We start from the raw sequence: 23955 nt of genomic DNA on the forward strand, positions 1-23955 counted from the left end.
AACTTAAAGTTTAATGATTTAAACCGTAAAATAGTTAAAAAAGAATGTACTGCACTTGGCAATACATTCCTTTAGTATAGTGAGATAGCAAATTTAATGAGTAAATTGAATTTATTCGTTAAAAGTATTTTTTAGAACAGACTGGATATCTTTAAAATTATTACGAAAAGTTTAATTTTGAGCAATCATTAACCTTGTAATTATTTAACAATCTATTGTGAATTTGCAATAATCGCTTCAATAAAAGTTTTACCGTATTTTTCTAGTTTACTCTCCCCTACACCGCTTACCTCTAAAAATTGTGTACTGTTTTTTGGTTTACGAACACACATATCTTTTAATGATTTATCAGAGAAAACAACAAAAGGTGGAACTTTCTCACGATCGGCAATTTCTTTACGTATTTTACGAAGAATTTCAAATAGAGGATCGTTTGGCTCTACTGTTGATTCAATAATGCGGGCTTCTTTACGCAATACCTTTTTTTGACCAAGCAGTACTTCTTTTCCTGCATCGGAAATGGATAACGTCGGGAACTGTCCATTATTTACGACAATAAGCTTTTCTGAAATTAAAAACTCGATAAAACCGGCAATCTCTTTCGCATTCATTGCACGTAAGATGCCATAGGTCGGCAACTTTTGGAAATTAAATTCAAGTACTTTCTTACTGCGCGAGCCAGCCAAGACTGAAGCGGTTAATTGTTTACCGAATTTTTGCCCCATTCTTACAATACAGGACAATACTTTCTGGGCATCAGTTGTTACATCCAGCTGCGGACGGTTATCTGTGCAATTCGCACATCTGCCGCAATCTTCACCTGCCTCGTCTCCAAAATATTCAATAATATAACTTTGTAAACAGCGCTCTGTATGACAGTAATCAATCATCGCATGCAGCTTTTGAAGTTCAAAAGGAATTCGAGAGCGATCTTGTGCCTGATCTATTAAGAAACGCTGTGTTTGTTCGTCGGAAGAGCTGTAAAGCAATATACACTCACTATCCAGTCCATCACGCCCGGCACGGCCGGCCTCCTGATAATAGCTCTCCATATTACGAGGCATATTGTAATGAAGCACATAGCGTACATTTGTTTTATTGATTCCCATTCCAAAAGCATTTGTAGCGACCATTATTTGAACTTCATCATTTAAAAAGCGATTTTGCTCATATGTACGGTCTTCTTCAAACATACCACCATGATATTTTGCTACTGCAAAACCGGCTTTGTTCAGCATTTCATAGACGGCTTCCACGGATTTTCGAGTCGCTGCGTAAATAATCCCTGCTTCATTTTCATTTGCTTTCACATATTTTTTAATATAGGTTTCTTTGTTTTCTCCAAGTAAAACCGAAAATGATAAATTTTCACGTGCGAATCCGGTAATGAATGTATTTTCTTTTTCGATAGAAAGAAGCTGTTGAATGTCTGCACTTACCTCTTCAGTAGCCGTTGCCGTCAATGCAATAACGGTCGGTTTCTTTTTCCATAAATGCAGCAGTTCCTGAATTGAACGGTAACTTGGACGAAAATCATGCCCCCACTGTGATATACAATGTGCTTCATCAATTGCCAAAAGTGGCACATTTATATGAGAAAGTTCCATACAAAAACGCTCATTTTCCAGTCGTTCCGGAGCGATGTAAAGCAATTTAATTTTACCGCTTTGTACCCCATACATAACGTCTTGCACTTCTTCATAGCTTAGCGAACTATTAATATAAGCCGCTGTAATTCCGCTGGATACAAGCATATCTACCTGGTCTTTCATAAGGGAGATCAATGGTGAAATTACAAGTGTCGTTCCTTCCATACACAGTGCTGGAATCTGATAGCAAAGGGATTTCCCGCCACCTGTCGGCATAATAACAAGCGTATCGTTGTTATTTAATACGTTATCGATAATTTGGGTTTGACCAGGACGGAAAGAGTCATAACCAAAATTTGTTTTTAGATGTTGTAATGCTAGTGAAATCATAATCCCTCCTCAATAACTTCAATTTCTTCATTATACATGCAAATAAAAGTTCGTAAAAGAGACTTTAGTTTACATAATATATTTATAGATATATTGTTCAAAATAATAGATGAGCTATTTATATCCCCTATTTCCATTATTTTCGACATATAAAAATAGAACCCTTTATAAAAAGGGAAACAATTTATTTGCATTATTTTTTGGGTTCCTTTATTTCGTATAAGCTTTATTTATTACTAAAATTTTTGAAATATATTGTCGGATAATATGTTTATTAATCAATAGTTCACCACTTTATTTCAAAGGGCTATCCCCTTTTCTCTTTTCTTATAAGAGATAAGACGGTATTGTTGTTAGATTTTCTATTATAATTGGTAATGCTCTAATATCATTTTATTTATTCTAATAAAACTCCGATTTTCTAATATACCCTGGTAATGTTCTAATATGTATTAAGGAAGTTCTAATATCTCCTCCTGATGTTTTAATATCATCTAGACTTTTTCTAATAAAGCTCTAAGTTGTTCTATTAAAATCCAAAGCGAAATACCGCCTTAACGAACCCTCAGTATAAGCAGTAAGTTGAACGCTTTATTTTAATTTCGTTTTAAAATATTCTAATATCGCTCCGAATTGTTTTAATAACACCCTGAAATATTCTAATAAAACCTCTGCCCTAACTATCTGTTTTTCCAATTTACCATAATAGTATTATGTAAACTAATGTGGCTTAAAAAAAAGAAGTGACTAAACGGATTCAGACACTCCTTCCATTATACTGATTTCTTTTGCCTTTGCATTCCGATGATCGAAAGTGACATAAAACCGAATAATATAACGATAATCCACTTCGTAACGTAATGAGTACCGGTCATATCATACACAATACCAATGATAAGCGGGACGATCGCACTCATCATAAAACCGCCTGACAATACCATAGAACTCCATTCATTTGCTTCGGCTTTGTTTTTTGCCTCATCTAAAGGTAGCATTAATCCGATCGGGAATAATCCGCTTAGAACAAAACCGAATACTACCGCGCTGTACCAAATTGCCCAATTCTCATTTATAAAGAATACGGCTGAACCAACCAATCCAATCATAATTAAACTATGCAGCCAAATGATTCGATTAGGATAACGGTTAATGAGAGACGGAATAAGTAAATTTCCTACTAACTGAACGATTGTCATCAATGTTAAAACAGAACCCGCCGTTAACAATGCCATCCCCTGTTCCAACGCTAAAGATGTCAGCCATGTCGTCAAACTGAAGAACAGCGATGTTTGGAAACCGAAGTACAAAAGAATCGACCATGCTACTTTATTTTTCCAAGGATTCCGCTTTTCCTTGGTTTGAGAACTTTTGATGGGTGTAACACCCGAATCTTCCACTGTAGTGAACCAGCTGATTATTGCTAATATTGCCAAAAAACCCCAAATTCCTAATGTCAGTGCCCAATTCCCATCAAATGTTTTATAGATAATGGCCGTGAAACCAGCGCTTAACGTAGCCCCAAACCCCATCGCAAAGGAATAGACTCCAATGACCGGTTCCATTTTTTTCGGATACATTTCTTTTATATAGGCGTTAATAATCGGACTAATGATAGCGATAGCAAATCCTGCAAAAAAACTCGTTATTACAAGTGCAATATAATTCGAAAATAGAATTCTTGCCGCCGTAGCAAGACCGATTAACGCAATTAAAATAGTTACCGATAAGCGATAACCGTATTTTTTTTGTATAGGAACTGCCAGAGGTGCAAATAAACCCATACAAAATACCGGAATCGATGTCAGTAAACTCATATGGGTACTTGACACTTGTAAAGCATTCCTAATGGTAGATAATATCGGACCTACAGAAGTAATGGCCGGACGGAAATTGATGGAAACAAGTATGATGGAAAAAATGATGAAAATAGATTTCCATTTTGATAATTGCTTCATATTCGTTCCTCGTTTCTCTTTTAATAACTCGTTAGTAAAACATACAAAAAATGTGTGACAACTAAATGATTCTGCTTTATAAGATTCGTTTATTTCCGATGCGCTGTTATTTAATTTACCAGTAAGACATGCTATAATAGAAACATTGTGTGCAAAAGAGAATTCTCTTTTTTAAGCAATCGAAAATACAAAGAAACAATTCAAGGAGGTACTTGCATGATTCAAGTATCAGGTGTAGGTCTACGTTATGGTGACCGTAAATTATTTGACGATGTAAATATTAAATTCACACCAGGTAACTGTTATGGTCTAATTGGAGCAAACGGTGCTGGTAAATCGACATTCTTAAAAATCTTATCTGGTGATATTGAGGCACAAGAAGGCCACGTATCAATGGGTAAAGATGAGCGTCTTTCAGTATTAAAGCAAAACCACTTCGAATACGATGAATTCAACGTATTAGATACAGTTGTAATGGGTAACAAACGTCTTTGGGAAGTAAAAGCTGAAAAAGACGCTATCTACATGAAACCGGAAATGACAGATGAAGATGGTATGCGTGCTGCTGAACTTGAAGGCGAATTCGCTGACATGAACGGTTGGGAAGCTGAATCTGATGCTGCCACTCTTTTAAACGGTCTAGGTATCGGCGATGACATGCACTACATGATGATGGCTGATTTAGAAGGTTCTGACAAAGTTAAAGTATTACTGGCGCAAGCGTTATTCGGTAAGCCGGACGTATTACTGCTGGATGAGCCTACCAACCACTTGGACTTAAAAGCGATTAAATGGCTGGAAGAGTTTTTAATTAACTTTGAAAACACAGTTATCGTTGTATCCCATGACCGTCACTTCCTAAATAAAGTATGTACACATATTGCTGACTTAGACTTTGGTAAAATTCAGCTTTATGTTGGGAACTACGATTTCTGGTATGAATCAAGTCAATTAGCGCAAAAAATGATGGCAGACCAAAACAAGAAAAAAGAAGAAAAAATTAAAGAATTAAAAGAATTCGTTGCACGTTTCTCTGCAAACGCATCGAAATCTTCTCAAGCAACTTCTCGTAAAAAAATGCTTGATAAAATTGAGCTGGATGACATCCGTCCTTCAAGCCGTAAGTACCCGTTCATCAACTTCCAAGCTGGTCGTGAAATCGGGAATGACGTATTAACAGTTGATGGCTTAACAGCTTCACAAGATGGCGAAATTTTATTCAAAGATATCCGCTTCTCTATGAACAAAGAAGACAAAATTATCCTTTTAGGTTCTCCTAATGCAAAATCAACATTAATGGATATCTTAATGGATCGTCAAAAAGCTGATGCCGGCACTTACAAATGGGGTGTTACAACATCTCAAAGTTACTTCGAAATGGATCATGACCAATATTTCGGCGGTAACGAAAAGTCATTAGTTGAATGGTTACGCCCTTATTCTCCGGAAGATGAAACTGAATCGTTCCTACGTGGTTTCTTAGGCCGTATGCTGTTCTCTGGTGAAGAAGTGAAGAAATCTCCGGCTGTATTATCCGGTGGTGAAAAAGTGCGCTGTATGCTTTCTAAAATGATGCTTTCTAACTCGAACGTATTATTACTAGATGAGCCAACAAACCACTTGGACCTTGAATCAATTCAAGCATTGAATGAAGGCTTAATCCGCTTCAAAGGTGCGATGATCTTTACATCACATGACCACCAATTCATTCAAACAATTGCAAACCGTGTTATCGAAATCCGTGAAGACGGTTCTATTTTAGATAAACCATTAACATATGATGAGTATCTAGAGTGGAAAGATGCACAAGGCTTAAGCTAATAAACGAAAAGAAGGAGGCAGCTATTCTGCACTCCTTCTTTTTATTTGGAAACTTATTCGATAATCGTATTTTTATAAATGTCTAGAATTTCAAGCAATTGCTTTTTCTTTGTTTCATCAGCCTTTAATTGATCCAGTTTGTCTATATATTGTGTGATTGAATAACGGGAAAGGACCGGTAAATCATACGTTTCGGCAAGTAAATCAAATAATGTTTGCAGTTCATCGGTTAAATAAAACGGAAGTGTTGATATAGAAGTGAAAGCATATTGTCCTTCTTTATTTATACCTATTTGTGGTGTATAAACCGGTAAAGGAAATGATAAATCAGGCTGCGGCTCGAGTGGTTCCACAATTTCTTCATCATCCATCGACCACATTTTCTCAAATTTATCTTCCCATGTAAAATCTGCAGATATTCTGTAGCGCGCTTCGACCCAGCCTTTATTATAGCGTCCTTTATGATCAATACCGATATTTTGATCTTTCATTAACTGTAAAAGAAGTTTATATTCTTCTTTCAATAATAAATAATCATCTATATACGTGGATAATGGTATATCAAATGTCTTGAGTATTTCATCCATATACTTTTTAAAATAAGGATTTTCCATTTGCTCATCTAGCGACTTTTCAAGCTGTAATCGTGCATTTGAACGTGCTGCTTCATCTAATTCAACTTCAAAATCCTGTTTCAAATAATTAAATAAACCATACATCGCCCCTACTTCTTCATTGGCAATTCGGTAAGCATAGGATTTATCAGGAACGTTCTCATCTAAATAATAATTTTCATACTCATACAACTGTAATGTAATATCTTTATGTCTCCGCAGCTGGTTGTTGTCATATGAAGGTATTTTACCGAACTCATAATTTGCCACTTCATCAAGCTCCATATCCAAACTCCGCTCCACGATAATGAATAGTTCCAGCAGTTCGTTTGCAACCGGTGCATTTTCATTTCCTAATGCCGCTTCTAGCTGCAAGGCTTCTTTATATTGACTGAAATTATACCGCGCCAACTCCTGCAGGTTATTTTTTTCACTAACTTCGTGAATTAAGGTATTCTGTTCATCTGTTAAACCCATTATATTAAAATCTCTTGAGGTTAGAACAATACCCCCCTCCCGAGTTTTAGCGAACTTGAAATGATAAGAATCCACTATAAAAGGCAATTCCAAATCAGTAATCGAAGGCTCGATATGGACGAATTCGCTTTCTGCTAAATATTCAAGGTAATCGAATGATATTCCCATCTTTTTTGTATACAGTTCTTCCTGGTCACTAACCGGATAGCTTGAAGTGCCCCATTCATCCAAAACCAAGCCTTTACCAGTATTATGCATCTCCCTGTATAAAATATCATGTTCTTTATTAACAAGTAAATATTCCTCGATATAGTCCTGTTTGCTAATATCAAGCTCTTGGAACATCTTTTCAAAATATATTTTTAATAGTGGATTTTGCATATCATATGTAATCTGCTCATCTAATATTTTCAGCTGTAATTGGCGCTTTTCATCACTTAGTGTAATATTTTGCTGCTGTAAATAATCGATAAGCGTAAATTTAGATATTGCTTCACTTAATGCAGAAGATTTTACAGCTTCTTTTGAGCGAATCCAATTGTCCCGGTAAAAAAGCTCATATTGATGTATCTTTAAATATGTTTCGCTTATAGGTCTGAAATTGCTTTCACTATCCGCCAGTGCGTTCGCTTGTTTGTCTGACTGCTCACTTTGTTTTTGCACGTATAACAGTACGAATAAACTGGCCAATATTAATATAATAATTGTTCCCCATTTTAACTTCCTGTTATTGTTAGCAACTGAATTATGTACTTTTCGTATCGGTATCGCAACCTCCCTTATGTTTCTTCCAAATTATAGCATTCTATTCAAATATGTGTAATAGCAAAGAAAAAGCTACGTACAATGATACGCAGCTTCGGAATTTGTACTATTATAGTTTGATTACATTAGATGCTTGTGGTCCGCGGTTGCCATCTACAACTTCGAATTCCACTTGTTGTCCTTCTTCCAATGTTTTGAAACCTTCACCTTGAATTGCAGAGAAGTGTACGAATACATCGTTTTCCCCATCTACTTCGATGAAGCCAAAACCTTTTTCTGAGTTAAACCATTTTACTGTACCTTGTTTCATCAATAAATACCTCCAAAAATAAAAGTTAACAATTAAAAAACCAAATAAAAAAACACATATTACAAGAGTACCGATCCACTAACTCGATTACTGTTTGTAATATGTGAAGCCATTGTATTCGGTCAATCTTTCAATTGTTAAATATAGTATATATATCATATTTATGACTGTCAATTACCATTTGGTGAATTAAGCGAATTTTCAATCAAATGTAGTTTTGTGTAATTGCTTCTGGCGTCAATACAATAATGCCATGATAAATTTGGGCATCATCATCACAGGCTTCACAAAATTCACATTCATCTTCTGACCAAAATGCATAAAATCGTTCGTTTTTATGTGCTTCAAAATCATATTTATTTCGAAATTGAGCAAGCAAATGATTCAATGCCATTTGGAATTGATGCTCTGTATCATATTGCTCTGTTGATACGATATACTCTTCCCAACCGTCAAATTGCCACCAAGGCTCATAATCTGCCTTCATATAAATAATTTTATACATATACATTATCCTTTCTTTCTCTATATTTTATACACTTTTGTCCGCGATGTCTAATAATGCTCATTATAATTAGGGGAAGAATGGAAATCATAATAATTGTTCATCTTTCCAAATCTTTTTACTTTTTAATAGAGCCAAAACTTGTTACGATTAATAAAAAGCTGCCATTTCAATTTCTTAAGGAATGTCTGGTGTGAAATACTTAATTCCGCTGATTTTTCTGCAATTAAGTAAGTAATACTGAAACTTTTTTACGTTTCATACGTATCAATAGTATCGAGTAAAGGAGGTATGACAATGCTTGGTCCTATAAATTTTCTAACACGACATCTAATTAATGTATTAGTTTTTTCGACAGCGGCTACACTTACGTTTGTTAATTTTACCGGCATAACAACGATGCTGGCATTACCTCTTGGAGCAGCAGCATATTTCATCAGTAATAAAGTAACCTACGCCATTCAGAAAACGGCACAAAGTAAAAAAGTTGGGCTTTCAAAATCGGAATACAATTTAATCGAAGCACAATTAAAACAGGCCCGTTCACATATTCAGGCATTAAATCAGCAGTATGTCAGAGTGCGTTCGGTACGTTCTTTTAAGCAAATAAATGAAATGTCAAAACTAGCAAAACGCATTATCAATATTGTGCAGACAAACCCGCACAAGTTTTATGCAGTGGAAGATTTCTTCTATGCACACTTGCCGTCAGCCGTACAGCTTTCTGATAAATACACGTTACTGACAAAAGAACAAGTACCTGGTACGGAAGTTCACTTAGCGTTGGAAGATACGCGCAGAACTTTAAAAGAGCTACAAATAACGATGGAATCAGATTTGAAAAGTGCTTTATCTTCGGATATCGAAAACTTGAAAATCGAACTCGACTTTGCAAAATTGTCGAATGAAAAGCGTAAAGATCGATTAAAAATCGGCGGTGAGTAACAAATGACTATGACCAATAATCCATTTGATGCCTTTACAGCGAGTGAAAACGTTGACTTGCAAGTAAGTAAGGAACAGTTTGCGGTGAATGTTGCAAAAAATGCAGCCTCACCGCTTTTCGCATCATTATCAAATGATATGAAACAACGGGCCCTGCAATTAGCCCATAATTTAGAGCCGAAAAATTACGAAAAGGTTCTGGCATTTGGTTTACCTGCACAAGAAGCACTGAAAAAATTCACGACCCAGATGCTGCAGTATATTCAGCGCAAAGATGTACGGAAAGTCGGTGAAGTATTATCCGATTTAATGCAGCATTTGGAGATGATTGACCCGGATGCATTAATTGAACAGGAAAAAGGTTTTTTTGCTAAACTGTTTAGCCGTTCCACACAGTCTATTCAAGAAATTATGACCCATTACAATAAATTGAGTAAACGCATTGATCGCTTAAGCATTCAACTGGAATATAATCAAAATGCTTTATTAAACGATTACCAGTTTTTAAATAAACTCTATGCGATCAATGAAGATTATTTCCAGGAAATCAATGTTTATATTGCCACACTGGAAATTAAAAAACAGCATATGCGAGATGTTGTCTTACCTGCACTGCAAAAAGAAATTATAGATGGACAAAATCCGTTTAAACAGCATGAATTGAAAGATATTGAAATGCAAATCGAGTGGATTGACCGCCGTATGTATGATCTCGAACTATCTCGTGAAGTGGCAATACAATATGCACCGCAAATTCGGATGATTCAGCAAACAAATCAAATGTTAATCGAAAAAATTCAAAGTTCGATTATGACGACAATCCCTTTATGGCAGTCTCAAATAGCGATGTTATTAAATATGAACAATCAGCGTCGTGCGATACGGTCCCAGGAACGATTAATGGATGCATCGGAACAATTGATGCGTAAAAATGGTAAGATGCTTGAAGTGTCCAAAAAAGCAGCGAATCGACCAGCATTATCCCATAGTGATATTGACCGGTTTAAACAAACCCAGATGCAATTGCTGCACGATATTGAAGATACATTACGTGTGCATGTAGAGACAGATGAAAAGCGCCATGAAATCGAGCATACGATATTAGAACAGAAATAAAAAAGGTGTGTGAAAAGCCATTAAGACTTTTCGCACACCTTTTATTTTTAAGCGAAATATTCTTTGTAGAATCCGCCAACTTCACCTGTGTTGTCGATTACAAAGATGAATTCTTCAGTTTCGTTTTTCACTTCATATTCTTTGCCTACTGTTAATACGTTTGATACTAAATATTTCGATGCATCTGTATGTACACATTTTACTGTACGAATTGTCGGTGCATCTTTCCAATTTAAATGTAGCATGTTGTTCCCTCACTTTTAACTAATATCGGTACTTTCCTATTTTATATGATTTTCTTGTCAGTGGAAAGCGCGTTGTAGTAAAAATCAACTTTTCTTGCTTCTAATATAAATACATAGAAGCCTAACTCAGTCAATTAGTTTTAATTTGTCGCTGTTTTAGATATTTGATAGAACGACTTTTCCATGTTAAACTCACAAACAGAGGTGGAAATTATGGCATTTGGTAGTCTTCCAATGTGGTTTTTCGCAATTGTAATTGCTTTTGCAATTGTTTTTATTTTAATAAGCGAATGGAACTCACGAAAATAAGCTCGCATTTAACTGCGAGCTTTTTGCTATTATCGTAATGTTCTTTTCAGGAACTCTTTTGTCCGGTCGTGTTTTGGGTTTACAAGCAATTGTTCTGGATGGCCTTCCTCAACGATAACCCCTTTATCCATGAATACAATTCGGTCCGATACTTCCTTTGCAAACTCCATTTCATGTGTAACGATCAGCATCGTATTCCCTTGATCTGCCAGATGGCGCATTACCTTTAATACTTCCCCTACCATTTCAGGGTCAAGTGCTGATGTCGGTTCATCGAACAACATTACATCCGGATCCATCGCTAATGCACGTGCGATTGCGACACGTTGTTTCTGTCCACCAGATAAGTGTTTCGGTTTCGCATTTTTATAGGCGCTCATTCCGACAAGCTCCAAATATTTCATCGCATTCCGTTCTGCTTCATCTTTAGAACGCTTTAACACTTTGATTTGGCCAACAATACAGTTATTTAGTACATCCAAATTATTGAACAAATTGAACTGCTGGAATACCATACCTAAATGCGTACGGTACTTTTCAATTTGATGCCCGTCATTTAGAATATTTTCACCATTGTAGATTATTTCCCCTGCTGTTGGTGTTTCCAGTAAATTAATACAGCGTAACAGTGTTGATTTCCCGGAACCTGAAGAACCAATCAATGTTACGACTTCCCCTTTGTTTACTTGGAAATTGACATCTTTCAATACTTCGTGATCACCGAATTTTTTATTTAAATGGTTAATATCAATTACAACTGTCATTTTATTCACCATCCTTATCTAGCTTGTTGCCTGTAATGAGCTCCACTTTATATGAAGACGGTCCGTCCATCTTTTTCTCGAACAACAGTAAGAAGCGCGTTACAGTAAATGTCATAATAAAGTATAATACCGTCGCAATAAAGAACGCTTCAATATATTTATAGTTACTGCCCGCAATCGAATTCGCAGTAAAGAACAGTTCCACTACCGAAATAACACTTAATACAGATGAATCTTTAATATTCATAACGAACTGATTCCCTGTAGCAGGTAAAATATTGCGTGCTACTTGCGGCAGAACAATATGGATCATTGTTTGCAGGTGATTCATTCCAATCGCTTGTGCTGCCTCAAATTGGCCTTTATCAATCGATACGATACCTCCACGCACATACTCGGCCATGTAGGCTCCTGTGTTTAAACTAATTACGATGGAGGCTGCTAAAAAGCGATCAATATCGATTCCTAAATAGACAAGACCGTAAAATACGACCATCGCCTGTACCATCATTGGCGTGCCTCTGAAAATTTCCACATAAGCCGTTAAAATAAAATTAATGACTTTCAGAATTGCTGATTTAATATTTTTTTTACGTTGTGGAATTGTGTGCATAATTCCGATGAAAAATCCGATTAGTGTTCCACAAATTGTCCCGATTATTGCCAGGAGAAGTGCAGTCCAAGCTCCGCGTACAAATAAATCCCAGTTGTCCGTAAACAAGTTCCATGATGATTCTAAAAATGCCATCGCCTTGTCCTCCATTTCTTTGTTTCTACTATTTATGTATGAAACCATAATTTTAATAGAAAAAGGTTGTCTTCCGTTTGCCGGCAAGACAACCTCATTAAAACTGTTGATGCTACACGATTATTGTGCTGCAGGTTGATTTGCAATTGCGTCTTCCATTAATTGTTGACGCTCTTCTTCCGAAATTTCAGCTAAAACTTTGTTAATTTGTTCACGTAAATCTGAACCCTTTTTCAAACCTACTGCTACAGCTGTTGACGCTTCGTCAGCTTCGAAGTTTGGCTCAGGTACAATATATTTAATATTATTCAAAGCCATCTCAGCAGAGATACCTTCCGGACGTTCTGAAACATATCCATCAATTGCGCCTGACTGTAATTGCACGCGCATTGCACCAAAATCAGTTGCCGCTACTTGTTTTTGAACACCTTCGATTTGATCGATTACATCATAGTGTGTTGTCGCTTGCTGACCTGTAATTTTTGCACCTGCAAAGTCAGATAATGAAGTTGCATTTGCATATGGGCCGTCTTCTTTTACAACAATGACATAGTCACTTGTGTAATAGTTCTCTGTGAAATCAATTACTTCCTTACGTTCAGGCATTGGTGACATACCAGCAATAACGAGATCAATGGCACCTGATTGTAAAGATGGAATTAAGCCATCCCAGTCTGTTTTAACAATTTGTAATTCCATGTCCAGACCTTCAGCAATTTTCTTCGCGATTTCAACATCATAGCCTGCTGCATATTCCTTTGAACCTGCAATTTGAACTCCGCCATTGGCATCATCTTTTTGTGACCAGTTAAAAGGTGCATACGCTGCTTCCATACCGATTTTAATCACTTTTTTGTCTGAATCAGAACCGCTTGTAGTACCTTCATCGCTTGAACCACATGCTGCTAGCAATAGCATTGTCATGGCAGTCAGTAAAATTAATAGTTTCTTTTTCATAGAAATTCTCTCCTTATTTGTTAAATATCGGGCGTTATATATGCAAAAAACGACCTAAAAGAAGAACTTTAGGTCGTTTAAATTATAATTAGCCCGAATCCTCTACAGTTCCCATTTTGAGATAGCACAACTCAACCATCAGGGATATAGATGATTGAGACAGTTCTGCAATTATTCACTGCAGACCCAGCATTGTAAAATTGAGCGTTTACAACACTTCGGCGATATTTCCTTCTCTTATATTTCACAGCCAGCTCATGGCTCCATATAAAACTGTTAAGTATCGCGCCTCTACCTCACAAGAGTGTGAGGTTTTAATATGAAATTGATATGTTTATATTACATTATTGTGACATTTCCGTCAACACTCATTTTTCTGAAATTTAACTGTAAGAACAAAAGCGCTAAAGCGCCCGTTCAACTCCGAGTGGGCAAAACGCCACATCCATGTGGCATGCCCCCAATGACTCACATCGTGTGAGCCTCAGACATTGGAGGGCCCGACGCAAAAGTAAACGCTCCACCACTTTTGCACGGAGGGACCTAATGGTGCAAGGAGTTGGTGCTTTAGCCTAGACGTGGATAAAACTTTATTTTTACGTTATCTACAATGTGATATTCTATAGTTTCCTAAAAAAAAAGCTAATGCGCAATACATAAAGTATCGCGCATTAGTAGAATAAATACTATTAAGAATTTAATAATAAATCTTCTGGGTTTTCGATCATTTCTTTAACTGTTTTTAAGAAGCCAACAGAATCTTTACCATCGATAATACGGTGGTCGTAAGATAATGCTACATACATCATTGGACGAATTTGAACTTCACCATTAACAGCTATTGGACGGTTTACGATTGAGTGCATACCTAAAATACCAGCTTGAGTACCGTTCATAATTGGTGTTGACATTAATGAACCGAATACACCACCGTTAGTGATTGTGAATGATCCGCCAGCCATGTCGTTTAAGCCTAATTTTTTGTCGCGTGCTTTACCAGCTAATTCTGCAATGTTTTTCTCGATTTCAGCAAAGTTTTTCGCATTTGCATCACGAACAACTGGTACTACTAAACCTTCTTCAGTTGATACAGCAATACCGATATCGAAGAAGTTGTTTAAGTGAATTTCATCACCGTTAATTTGTGCATTTACATATGGATATTTCTTTAATGCTGCTACTACAGCTTTTGTGAAGAATGACATGAAGCCTAATTTAATATCGTTAGCTTTCACGAACTCATCTTGTTTACGTTTACGTAATGCCATAATGTTCGTCATATCAATTTCGTTGAAAGTAGTTAACATTGCAGTTGATTGTTTTACTTCTAATAAACGTTTTGCAATTGTTTGACGACGACGGCTCATTTTTTCTACTGTTACACGGTCTGTATCAGCTGCTGGCGTAAAGATCATTGGACCATTACCTGCTGGAGCTTGAGCAGCTTGTGCTGCTGGAGCCGCTGGTGCTGTACCATGTGCTGCAACGTCTTGTACACGTACGCGACCTTGTGGGTCAACAGGTGAAATCGCTGCTAAGTCAATGCCTTTTTCACGAGCTAATTTACGAGCAGCCGGTGAAGCGATCACACGCTCACCTGAAGTTTCTTCAGCTGCAACTGGTGCAGGTGCTGCTGCTTTAGGGGCTTCTTCTTTTGCTGGAGCCGGAGCTGCTGCTGGAGCTTCTTCTTTAGCAGCTGGTGCAGGTGCTGCGCCTTCGCCAGCTTCAACTACTGCGATTACTTGTCCTACTAAAACAGTATCGCCTTCTTCAGCTAAAATTTGTTTTAAAACGCCTGCTTCTTCAGAGATGATTTCAGCATTAACTTTATCAGTTTCTAACTCAACGATGAATTCGCCTTTTTCTACGCGATCTCCAACTTTTTTCACCCACTGGGCAATTGTACCTTCAGTAATTGATTCTGCTAATTCAGGGACTTTAATTTCAGCCACGTTCATATCCTCCTTTAATTACGCTACACATTCATTGTATAGCAAGCCACTTCTATTTTAAATAGAAGCAGCTCTTTTTAAACAAATCATTTATTACTTTTCAAGTGCTTCGTTCACTAATTTAGCTTGCGCTGCTTTATGTGAATCGCCATCGCCTTCAGAAGTTGAGCTCATTGCAGGACGTCCTACATAGCGTACTTTTTTGCCTTCTGCGATATCATATAATGTTTCAAGAACATATGTCCATGAACCTTGGTTTTTCGGTTCTTCCTGTACCCAAACGATTTCTTTAACATTCGGGAAACGAGCGATAATATCTTTCACTTGTTGCGCAGGGAATGGATAAATTTGTTCAACACGAATAATGTGTAAGTGATCAAGCCCTTCGCCGTCTTTCACGCGTTCCGCTAGATCGATCATTACTTTACCTGTACCAAGTACTACTTTTTCAACCGCTTCTGTGTTTTTGCCTAAACCTTCTTGCTCGATTACTTCCTGGAAGCGACCAGTTGCAAGTTGTTCAGCAGTAGCTGCAGCAAGTGGGTGACGTAAAAGTGATTTTGGAGAAACCACTACTAATGGACGTACACCTTCTGTACCTAGTAATGCAGCTTGACGGCGTAATAAGTGATAGTAGTTGCCTGCATTTGAACAGTTTGCTACGAACCAGTTATTTTCTGCAGATAATTGCAGGAATCGTTCCATACGGCTTGATGAGTGTTCCGGACCTTGACCTTCATAACCATGTGGTAAAAGAAGTACGAATCCAGATTTTTGACCCCATTTAGCGCGGGCACTTGAGATGAAGTTATCAAACATTACTTGCGCCATGTTTGCAAAGTCACCGAATTGTGCTTCCCATACAGTTAGTACATTTTGGTTTTCTAAATTGTACCCGTATTCAAAACCTACTACACCCGCTTCTGTAAGTGGTGAGTTGTAAACTGTGAATGATGCTTTTGCACCTTCAATGTGATGTAATGGTGTGAATTCAGAACCATTATTTTTATCATGTAATACTAAGTGACGTTGAGAGAACGTACCACGCTGTGCATCCTGACCAGTGAAACGAACCGGTGTGCCATCTTGTGTGATTGTTGCATATGCTAATGTTTCAGCATGACCCCAGTCAATTTTACCATCTGCAAAAGCATCACGGCGTTTTGCTAAAATTTTACCTAACTTGTTTTGCGGTTCAAACCCATCTTCAAATACCAGTAGATCTTCATTAACTTTAGCCAGACGCTCAGCATCTACTTTAGTATCGATTTCAGGAAATTCGATTTTTAGTTCTTCCGGCATATTAGGCGTTAAATGCTCGTCTTTTTCAGCCATTTCTTTTACATGATCATATGCAGCTTGCATTTCCGCATAAATAGCAGTATCTAAAGCTTTTACTTCATCAGCAGATAAAATACCAGCTTCTGCTAATTCTGCACCATACAATGCACGAATTGGCTCATGTTTTGCTACTAATTTATATGTTTCAGGGTTTGTTACTGTTGGATCATCAGTTTCGTTATGACCGTAACGGCGGTAACCGATTAAGTCGATTACGATATCCTTTTTGAACTTCTCACGGTATTCCGCTACAAAGCGACCAACAGCTGCCACTGTTTCAGGGCTATCAGCGTTTACATGAATTACCGGAATATCATAACCTTTTGCAGGGTCAGATGAATAAGTAGATGAACGTGAATCATGTAACTCAGTTGTGAAACCGATCATGTTATTCGCGATAATTTGTACTGTACCACCTGTTGTGAATCCTTCTGTTTGAGAGAAGTTGAAGCCTTCAGTTACAATCCCTTGACCAGCGAATGCCGCGTCACCGTGCATGATGATACCAAATGCATTTGATGGATCATGTTTAGCAACACCTGACGCTGATACATCATCTTGTGCAGCACGTACAGAACCAATTACAAGCGGGTTCCCTACTTCTAAGTGAGAAGGGTTGTAGGCTAATTTAACGTTCAATCCAGAATCATATGTGTAAGATGCACCCATATGGTATTTAACGTCGCCAGTCCAGCCTTTTGTAATTTCTAATTTACCATCTTCAGGGAAGAAAAGATCGTTAGAAACGTGGGCGAAATCAGAGAACATCATATCGTATGGTTTATTTAATACGTGAGTTAACACGTTTAAACGACCACGGTGGGCCATACCAATTCGTACATTTTTTACACCTTTAGATTCAGATGATTTGATAATTTCATCTAATAAAATGATTTGAGTGTCTAAACCTTCTCCAGAGAAACGTTTTTGACCAACAAATGTTTTATGAATGAATTTTTCAAAGTTTTCAATGCGTGTTAAACGCTCTAATACTGCTTTCTTTTCTTCAGCAGATAACGTTGTTTTGAACGTTCCGCCTTCAACTTGAGCTTCGATCCAAGCACGTTCTTCCGCATTTTGTAAATGTGCGACTTCCACACCTATTTTATCTGTGTAAACAGATTTTAAATAATCAATTGCTTCCTTACCGTTAGTAACACCTGCAGGAACATTTGCAAAAAATACTGATGCAGGAATAGCCTGAAGATCTGCTGCTGTTAAATTGAATACGCTTTCTTCAATCCGTGAAGTATCTAATTGACGATTTTTTAATGGGTATAAGTCTGCTGCTAAATGGCCGTATTCACGAATTGATTCTGCCAACTTAACTGCGGCTAATACTTTTTTGTAGTCTCCAGTACCTGTTACTGCTGCTGTTGCAACCGGTTGTTGACCATCTGCAAATACAGGACCACCGTAAGCTTGGAATAATTCTACTAGTTCCGGTTCCACTTCTTCAGGAGATTGCAGGAATAAGTCATACTGCTCTAATACATAACCTAAGTTAGGACCAGAAAACGCTGACCATGGAGAACCTGCAGGTAATACATTGTTCGACATGAAAATAACCTCCAAATTTTGCCTTATGGCTGTTCCAATAATTTACTTAAAAAGGTATAATATTGTATATTGCAATACAAAAATTACCTTCTTTTGTAAGTAGATAAATTAAGTACCCTCTTTTTATCTACCAAAACAAAGCAAATAATATTTTATCATTCTTCCACATGGACTAAAAGCACATTTATAAACGGCGGAAGAACATTTTTTCCATCTCAATCTTACTACTCTTCACAAAAAATACAACTCTTTTTATCAAATTAAGCAATTTTTTTCGTGAACTATTGAAATAGTAATTAGATTGACTAAAATTATTCATTTTTTAAGAAGTTTAAGGTAAAAAAAGGTACCTTTCTGTAATTTACTTTCCACATCAATTTCCACTTCATATTTATCAGCGAGCATTTTCGTAATACTTAACCCTAGTCCAGTACCTGCAACTTTATTTGTTCGGGAAGCATCCACTCGATAAAACCTGTTGAAAATATGTGGTAAATGCTGTTCGGAAATACCGATACCATTGTCTTCTATCGTAACTGAAATTGGCGACTGTAATTCGTTATAGTCGATTGTTACATGAAGATCTGGAACATTGCTATTATATCGTATACTATTACTTAAAATATTTCTAAAGATTTGCGCTAGAGCATGTTCGGTAATGGCGGCAGCCGTTTTATCACCGTTAACAGTTAGGTGAAACTCAGCGGTAGGATAAAGCTGCAATAATTCTTCTTTTACTTGTTCGTATACTTGTTCTATATCAGCAGAAGCCTGTTCATCCGCTTGCTCCCTTCTTGCCAATTGCAACAGTTCTTCGATCATTTTCCTCATTCGCGCGATTTCGGTTAACGAAGTGTTTAATGATTCTTCCAATACTTCCGGTTCATCCTTACCCCACCGTTTTATTAATGATAAATGGCCTTCAATAACTTGAATCGGTGTTCGCAATTCATGCGAGGCGTCTGCGACGAATTGCTGCTGCTTTGTAAATGAAATTTCAAGTTCATTCATTAAAGTACGATACATATGAAGTAAATCGCCAATTTCATCTTTAGCCGCATAATCAAATTCAGGCTGTGCAGTAAATCCGTTTTTTCTGACAAAACTCATTGCGTCCCGTAATTGGACAAGTGGTTTCATAAGCATATTCGCCAAGTAATAGCTGATCATAACCGAAAATAAAATGGCACCGAAACCAATAATAAAAATTGTCGTTAAAATATAATTCATCATCGATTGAAATGCTGCTAACGGGTGAATCAGCTGCATAATCCCTTGAAATTGCCCGATTTGTACGACTCTGTGGATGACATAGCTTTCAGATCCTGAAATCGTCTGCTTTTCAATGAACGTTGAAAAATAATTTTGATTTTTTGGCAGTTGTGCAGCCGGCGCAGCATCATTGATACGCATTACCTCAATACCATCGAGATTAAAAACACGTACAGTTTGTTCTTGGTTTAAAATGGCCTTCATCAATGCGGTGTTGTTTTGGAGTGCCTGTACTGTAACAGTGTTCTTTTGTGATTCGAAGTAGGTTGTCATATCATCAACCGTCCGTAATGCATTTTTTTCTTCATTATGAATCAGCCATGTTTGCAATGCGATATAAAGTACAACAGATATAAGGGCATAGCTTACAAAAATCGTTACACCGACCGCAAGCATCCACTTGGATTTTAATGAAAGGTTTAATAATTTGTTTTTCATCATCCTCACCCGCGCATCACATATCCAACACCACGTACAGTTTCAATGTACGGAGTATTTTCTGTTTGCAGTTTTGAACGTAAATGGCGAATATATACATCGACTACATTAGTTTCTATCTCTGAATCAAATCCCCAAACTGTTTCTAAAATACGCTCACGTGTACATACATGGTTTCTGTTCTCCACAAGGAGCTTCAATAAATCAAACTCTTTTCTTGTAAGCTCGATTTTATTATTTTCAAATATTACTTCATATGCATGCACATCGATTTCCAAGTCTCTTAAAATGAGTTGTTGAGATTTTTGAGTATGCTGTACTCTCCTTAAAATTGAACGGATCCGTGCTAGTAGCTCTTCTATCGCAAATGGCTTCACAATATAATCATCCGCTCCCGCATCCAATCCTGAAACACGGTCCATGACTTCATCACGTGCAGTAATTAACAGGATCGGTACATCGCTTGCTTTTCGAATTCTTCTGCATACTTCAATCCCGTTTAATTGAGGCAGCATGACATCGAGTAAAATACAGTCGAATTGTTCACTTTCCGCCAATTTCAGACCAGTCCTCCCATCATATGCCACAACAGTTTCAAATTGCTCGTGCTTAAGCTCCAGTTCAAGGAAACGTGCAATATTTTTTTCATCTTCAATTATTAAAATCTTTTGCTTCATCAGCTTCCCTCTCTATCAACAATATCTATTCATTAGTGTACCATTTGTATTTTACAATAAAAAAAGAATACGGAGTATATTTCCGTATTCTTGCACGTGAAATATGGATATGAAGAAAGCGTTAATTGGAAGATTGTTTCGCCTTGTATAATGCCTGATCCGCCAAATCGATTAGCACATCCAAGCTTAAACTGTGCTGTGGATAAATCGATAGACCCATCGAGGCAGTAGGTGAAAAATGCGCCCCTCTAATCGTCCATCCGATTTGCAGATTTTCTTTGACCCTGTCCATAATATGAGATAATTGAACAGAGCGCTCTTTTTCGTAAATGGACAGCCCTGTTAAAACAATTAAAAATTCGTCTCCGCCCAGCCTTATAACGAGGTCTTCATTTCGGACACTGCGAACGAGCGATTTCCCGAATTGAATTAAAAACTCATCCCCTACATCATGGCCATATAGATCATTTACTTGTTTAAAATTGTCTCCGTCAAGATATAAAATCGCCAGGCAAGTGCCTGTTTCGTCCGCTTCAGCCTTAAGCAGCGGAAAGTCCTTGTACAGTTTCCGGCGATTACCTAGCTGTGTCAGGCTATCATGATACGCTAAATATGTTAGTTTATCTTCCAGCTGCTTGCGCTCAGTAATTTCTCTTGAAACCATAACAATTTCCGTAATTTCATGATTTGCCAGATTAAACGTTAACGTATAATTCCCTTCCGTCCATATCGTGCTATTATCTTTTTTATACAAAAGCAATTCTATTTTCTGTTCTACTACTATATCAACCGTTTCCGGATTTAATGCTTCATGCCACAGTTGAACACTTTCAGGCTTCAGCAATCGATCGTACGGTACGCCTATCAGCTCATCTTCCCGATAGCCAAGTTTCCTTGAATAGGAAGGTGAAGCGTACTTAATTTTGCCGTAACGGTCTGTTACCACGATAAAATCATTCGTATTTTCAGTAATCGCTCTGAAATTACGTTCAATTATATATAGTTCGGACATTAATTGCTTTTCAGACGAAATATTATATTGAACCATTAATAATTGCTCAACATCCCCTAGTTCATTTTTCAAAGGAATCATAGTGGAGTCCACCCAATAGGTCTCGCCATTCTTTTTACGATTGCACACTTCATCACGCCAAATTTCTTCTTTACTGACTTTTTGCCAATTACTCATTGAAGCCGTATCAGGGTGATACGTTGAATGAAGAAAATGGTGTGGCTTACCGATTAATTCCTCATGGGTAAAGCCTGTATTTTTAATAACTCTTTCATTTACATCTATTATATTTCCGTCAGCATCTGTAAAAATAACGTCAGCAAATGAATTGATCGCATTTTTGAACATTTCCAGGCCGTGCGATGCGGTGCGTAATGCCTGTTCTTGTTTTATAAACTCCGTAATTTCTTGCAATATAATAAATACAGCAATATTTTCACCGTTACTTGTCAGCGAGGAAAAAGAAGCAGTAAAGCATCGCTGCTCATTATGTTTATCGATAAAGAACAGCATTTTTGATTGAACATTTTCACCGAGCTGAGCACGTTTCAAATAGCTTTTTAATTTTTTGGCCATTTTTCTATCTATAAAAGGCATGTCTAATATATTTGTACGGGACGCATCTTCCACTTGAATATTAAACTCATCCAAAAATTTTGTGTTTGCTTCAAGCAATTGCAGGTCATTGGAAACTAATATCGTTGATAAAAATGAATTAGAAAATAAGGAACGCATAAATAAATATTTATCTTCTAAATCAAGACTCATCGATACTTCTTTTGTCATCGCTAAAATATAATTTTTCCCGTCTTGTACTACTGGAATAGTTGTGGTTCTTTGTTTGCGAACGTTCATTCTTTCATAAGTAAAATCTTCAAATTCAACTTGTTTATTTTGTTCGATTGTTAAGTCATAATGGTGAATAATCGTTTTTGCCAAATGGGACGGGATTACCTGTTCAATCGTTTTGCCGCAAGGATTCGTATTAATCAATTTTACTGCAGTATCATTGACAAAAATATAACGATACTTCTCATCTATTTTTTCCATAAAGAATACAGCATCATTACTATTTTTGAATAACAAATTCAATAGATCCATTGAAAAAATGGAACTCATCATCCTTGTCCCCCTACTTTACTGATCTTTACAGAAAGCTTTCTATTTTATCATTCACAAAAAGTTTGCATTTCTCATATTGGATTTGCTCTTCAGATGGCCGAACATGAACTAACTGTATTTTTTCATCTTGAATTTCGAATTCATATTCCCCTAATATCGTAGCATTTCCAATGAGTGCTAATTCCCAGCTTCCTTCATTATTTGAAACTTCACATTGAACAAAGCCACCTGGGTTATAGACGGTTACTTTACTATTCGTAACGAATCCTTCAATAGAGGCAATTAGTGCAGAGGCAGTCATTGCAGTACCGCAAGCATTTGTAAAGCCTACACCCCGCTCATAAGTTCTGACAAATATTTCATCAGGCGATAATGGCTGTACATAGCTGACATTTACCCCATCAGGGCAATATTCATTATCACTGTTCAAATAGGCTGCGAGCTGTTGTTGGTGTGTCGTGTTTTCGATATATTTTTTATCAACGATTCCGATTAAATGCGGGTTTGGTACAGAAATCGCAGTAAAAGGAATTTCTTCTGAGAAAGCATTTATAATTTCATGGCACAATTGTTGTTTGTTATCTACCTTCATTGGTAATGATGATAATTCAAATGAAATGGGCGAGATTTCTACAGAGTATGTAGGAAGCTGTTCAAAAATGGAGTCCTCTCGTTTCACTTTCAAACAAGCATGCATTGTTTCGATAACTGCTTCATTAACATTTAATCTTTCACAGACATATCGCGCGACGCAGCGCAATCCATTTCCACACATCGAAGCTTCCGAGCCGTCTGCATTGATGACGCGCATTTTTGCATCTGCAACGGAAGATGGAAGCACCAATAATAAGCCATCTGCACCACCTTCATTGGAAGTATGACATAATTGTTTTGTTATATTCACAAAATTAAATTGTTCATCATATAATGCTTCGTATAAATAAAATGTATTTCCAGAACCATGAACTTTCTTTAATTGGATATTCATATTTTGTGCCTCCGCGTTCTCTCTTATTTTATTATATTATACTTTTAAAAAATTCATCTTGTCATTAGTAGTTTTTATTTACA

General features: G+C 36.9%; 18 protein-coding genes and 1 riboswitch. Of the genes, 3 read left to right on the plus strand and 15 right to left on the minus strand.

Features of this window, described 5'->3' with window-relative positions:
• Positions 1-212: 212 nt before the first annotated feature.
• Both recQ and AC0VXV_RS09780 read right to left on the minus strand, forming a co-directional pair.
• Complete coding sequence (gene recQ, locus AC0VXV_RS09775) at positions 213-1979, minus strand: DNA helicase RecQ (RefSeq protein WP_475531365.1); 1767 nt, start codon at positions 1977-1979, stop codon at positions 213-215.
• Positions 1980-2752: 773 nt separating this feature from the next.
• Positions 2753-3934: an MFS transporter gene (locus tag AC0VXV_RS09780; protein ID WP_475531366.1), complete on the minus strand. Its 1182-nt coding sequence runs from the start codon at positions 3932-3934 to the stop codon at positions 2753-2755.
• A gap of 216 nt (positions 3935-4150) precedes the next feature.
• On the opposite strand from AC0VXV_RS09780, the gene AC0VXV_RS09785 reads away from it, so the two are divergent.
• The gene (locus AC0VXV_RS09785) at positions 4151-5755 is read left to right on the plus strand and encodes an ABC-F family ATP-binding cassette domain-containing protein (RefSeq protein ID WP_413078792.1); all 1605 of its coding nucleotides are present in this window, start codon (positions 4151-4153) and stop codon (positions 5753-5755) included.
• A 53-nt stretch (positions 5756-5808) separates the two neighbouring features.
• On the opposite strand, the gene AC0VXV_RS09790 is transcribed toward AC0VXV_RS09785, so the two are convergent.
• The 3 genes from AC0VXV_RS09790 to AC0VXV_RS09800 all read right to left on the minus strand — a co-directional run bounded on the left by AC0VXV_RS09790 (position 5809) and on the right by AC0VXV_RS09800 (position 8426).
• Complete coding sequence (locus tag AC0VXV_RS09790) at positions 5809-7509, minus strand: hypothetical protein (RefSeq protein WP_475531367.1); 1701 nt, start codon at positions 7507-7509, stop codon at positions 5809-5811.
• A gap of 211 nt (positions 7510-7720) precedes the next feature.
• Positions 7721-7921, minus strand: a complete 201-nt coding sequence (locus AC0VXV_RS09795) for a cold-shock protein (RefSeq protein WP_475531368.1) — start codon at positions 7919-7921, stop codon at positions 7721-7723.
• 205 nt (positions 7922-8126) lie between these two features.
• Entirely contained in the window at positions 8127-8426 is a 300-nt protein-coding gene (locus AC0VXV_RS09800; RefSeq protein ID WP_475531369.1) for a DUF1033 family protein, read from the minus strand.
• A 297-nt stretch (positions 8427-8723) separates the two neighbouring features.
• Here AC0VXV_RS09800 and AC0VXV_RS09805 point away from each other — a divergent pair, with 297 nt between their 5' ends.
• Complete coding sequence (locus AC0VXV_RS09805; protein WP_475531370.1) at positions 8724-9371, plus strand: 5-bromo-4-chloroindolyl phosphate hydrolysis family protein; 648 nt, start codon at positions 8724-8726, stop codon at positions 9369-9371.
• A gap of 3 nt (positions 9372-9374) precedes the next feature.
• The gene (locus AC0VXV_RS09810) at positions 9375-10487 is read left to right on the plus strand and encodes a toxic anion resistance protein (protein ID WP_475531371.1); all 1113 of its coding nucleotides are present in this window, start codon (positions 9375-9377) and stop codon (positions 10485-10487) included.
• Between the two features lie 47 nt (positions 10488-10534).
• Here AC0VXV_RS09810 and AC0VXV_RS09815 read toward each other — a convergent pair whose 3' ends face one another.
• From AC0VXV_RS09815 to dapF, 10 genes are all read right to left on the minus strand, one after another.
• Positions 10535-10732 (minus strand): DUF6501 family protein, encoded by a 198-nt coding sequence (locus AC0VXV_RS09815; protein WP_079526794.1) that lies wholly within the window; start codon positions 10730-10732, stop codon positions 10535-10537.
• A 338-nt stretch (positions 10733-11070) separates the two neighbouring features.
• On the minus strand, positions 11071-11805 hold the full coding sequence (locus AC0VXV_RS09820) for an amino acid ABC transporter ATP-binding protein (RefSeq protein ID WP_475531372.1): 735 nt from the start codon (positions 11803-11805) through the stop codon (positions 11071-11073).
• 1 nt (position 11806) lies between these two features.
• Positions 11807-12553, minus strand: a complete 747-nt coding sequence (locus AC0VXV_RS09825; protein ID WP_079526798.1) for an amino acid ABC transporter permease — start codon at positions 12551-12553, stop codon at positions 11807-11809.
• A 120-nt stretch (positions 12554-12673) separates the two neighbouring features.
• Positions 12674-13510, minus strand: coding sequence for a transporter substrate-binding domain-containing protein (locus AC0VXV_RS09830; protein WP_475531373.1), 837 nt, complete (start codon positions 13508-13510; stop codon positions 12674-12676).
• Positions 13511-13624: 114 nt separating this feature from the next.
• A riboswitch (Lysine riboswitch) is annotated at positions 13625-13812 on the minus strand.
• A 387-nt stretch (positions 13813-14199) separates the two neighbouring features.
• Entirely contained in the window at positions 14200-15462 is a 1263-nt protein-coding gene (gene odhB / locus AC0VXV_RS09835) for a 2-oxoglutarate dehydrogenase complex dihydrolipoyllysine-residue succinyltransferase (protein ID WP_475531374.1), read from the minus strand.
• Between the two features lie 93 nt (positions 15463-15555).
• Positions 15556-18363: a 2-oxoglutarate dehydrogenase E1 component gene (locus AC0VXV_RS09840; RefSeq protein ID WP_475527958.1), complete on the minus strand. Its 2808-nt coding sequence runs from the start codon at positions 18361-18363 to the stop codon at positions 15556-15558.
• Positions 18364-18678: 315 nt separating this feature from the next.
• Positions 18679-20076, minus strand: a complete 1398-nt coding sequence (locus AC0VXV_RS09845; protein ID WP_475527960.1) for a HAMP domain-containing sensor histidine kinase — start codon at positions 20074-20076, stop codon at positions 18679-18681.
• A gap of 2 nt (positions 20077-20078) precedes the next feature.
• Entirely contained in the window at positions 20079-20750 is a 672-nt protein-coding gene (locus tag AC0VXV_RS09850) for a response regulator transcription factor (RefSeq protein ID WP_475527961.1), read from the minus strand.
• A gap of 121 nt (positions 20751-20871) precedes the next feature.
• Entirely contained in the window at positions 20872-22884 is a 2013-nt protein-coding gene (locus tag AC0VXV_RS09855; RefSeq protein WP_475527963.1) for a diguanylate cyclase domain-containing protein, read from the minus strand.
• Between the two features lie 25 nt (positions 22885-22909).
• Complete coding sequence (gene dapF / locus AC0VXV_RS09860; protein WP_475527964.1) at positions 22910-23872, minus strand: diaminopimelate epimerase; 963 nt, start codon at positions 23870-23872, stop codon at positions 22910-22912.
• Between the last annotated feature and the right edge of the window lie 83 nt (positions 23873-23955).

Source organism: Solibacillus sp. iso_87 (assembly GCF_056173085.1).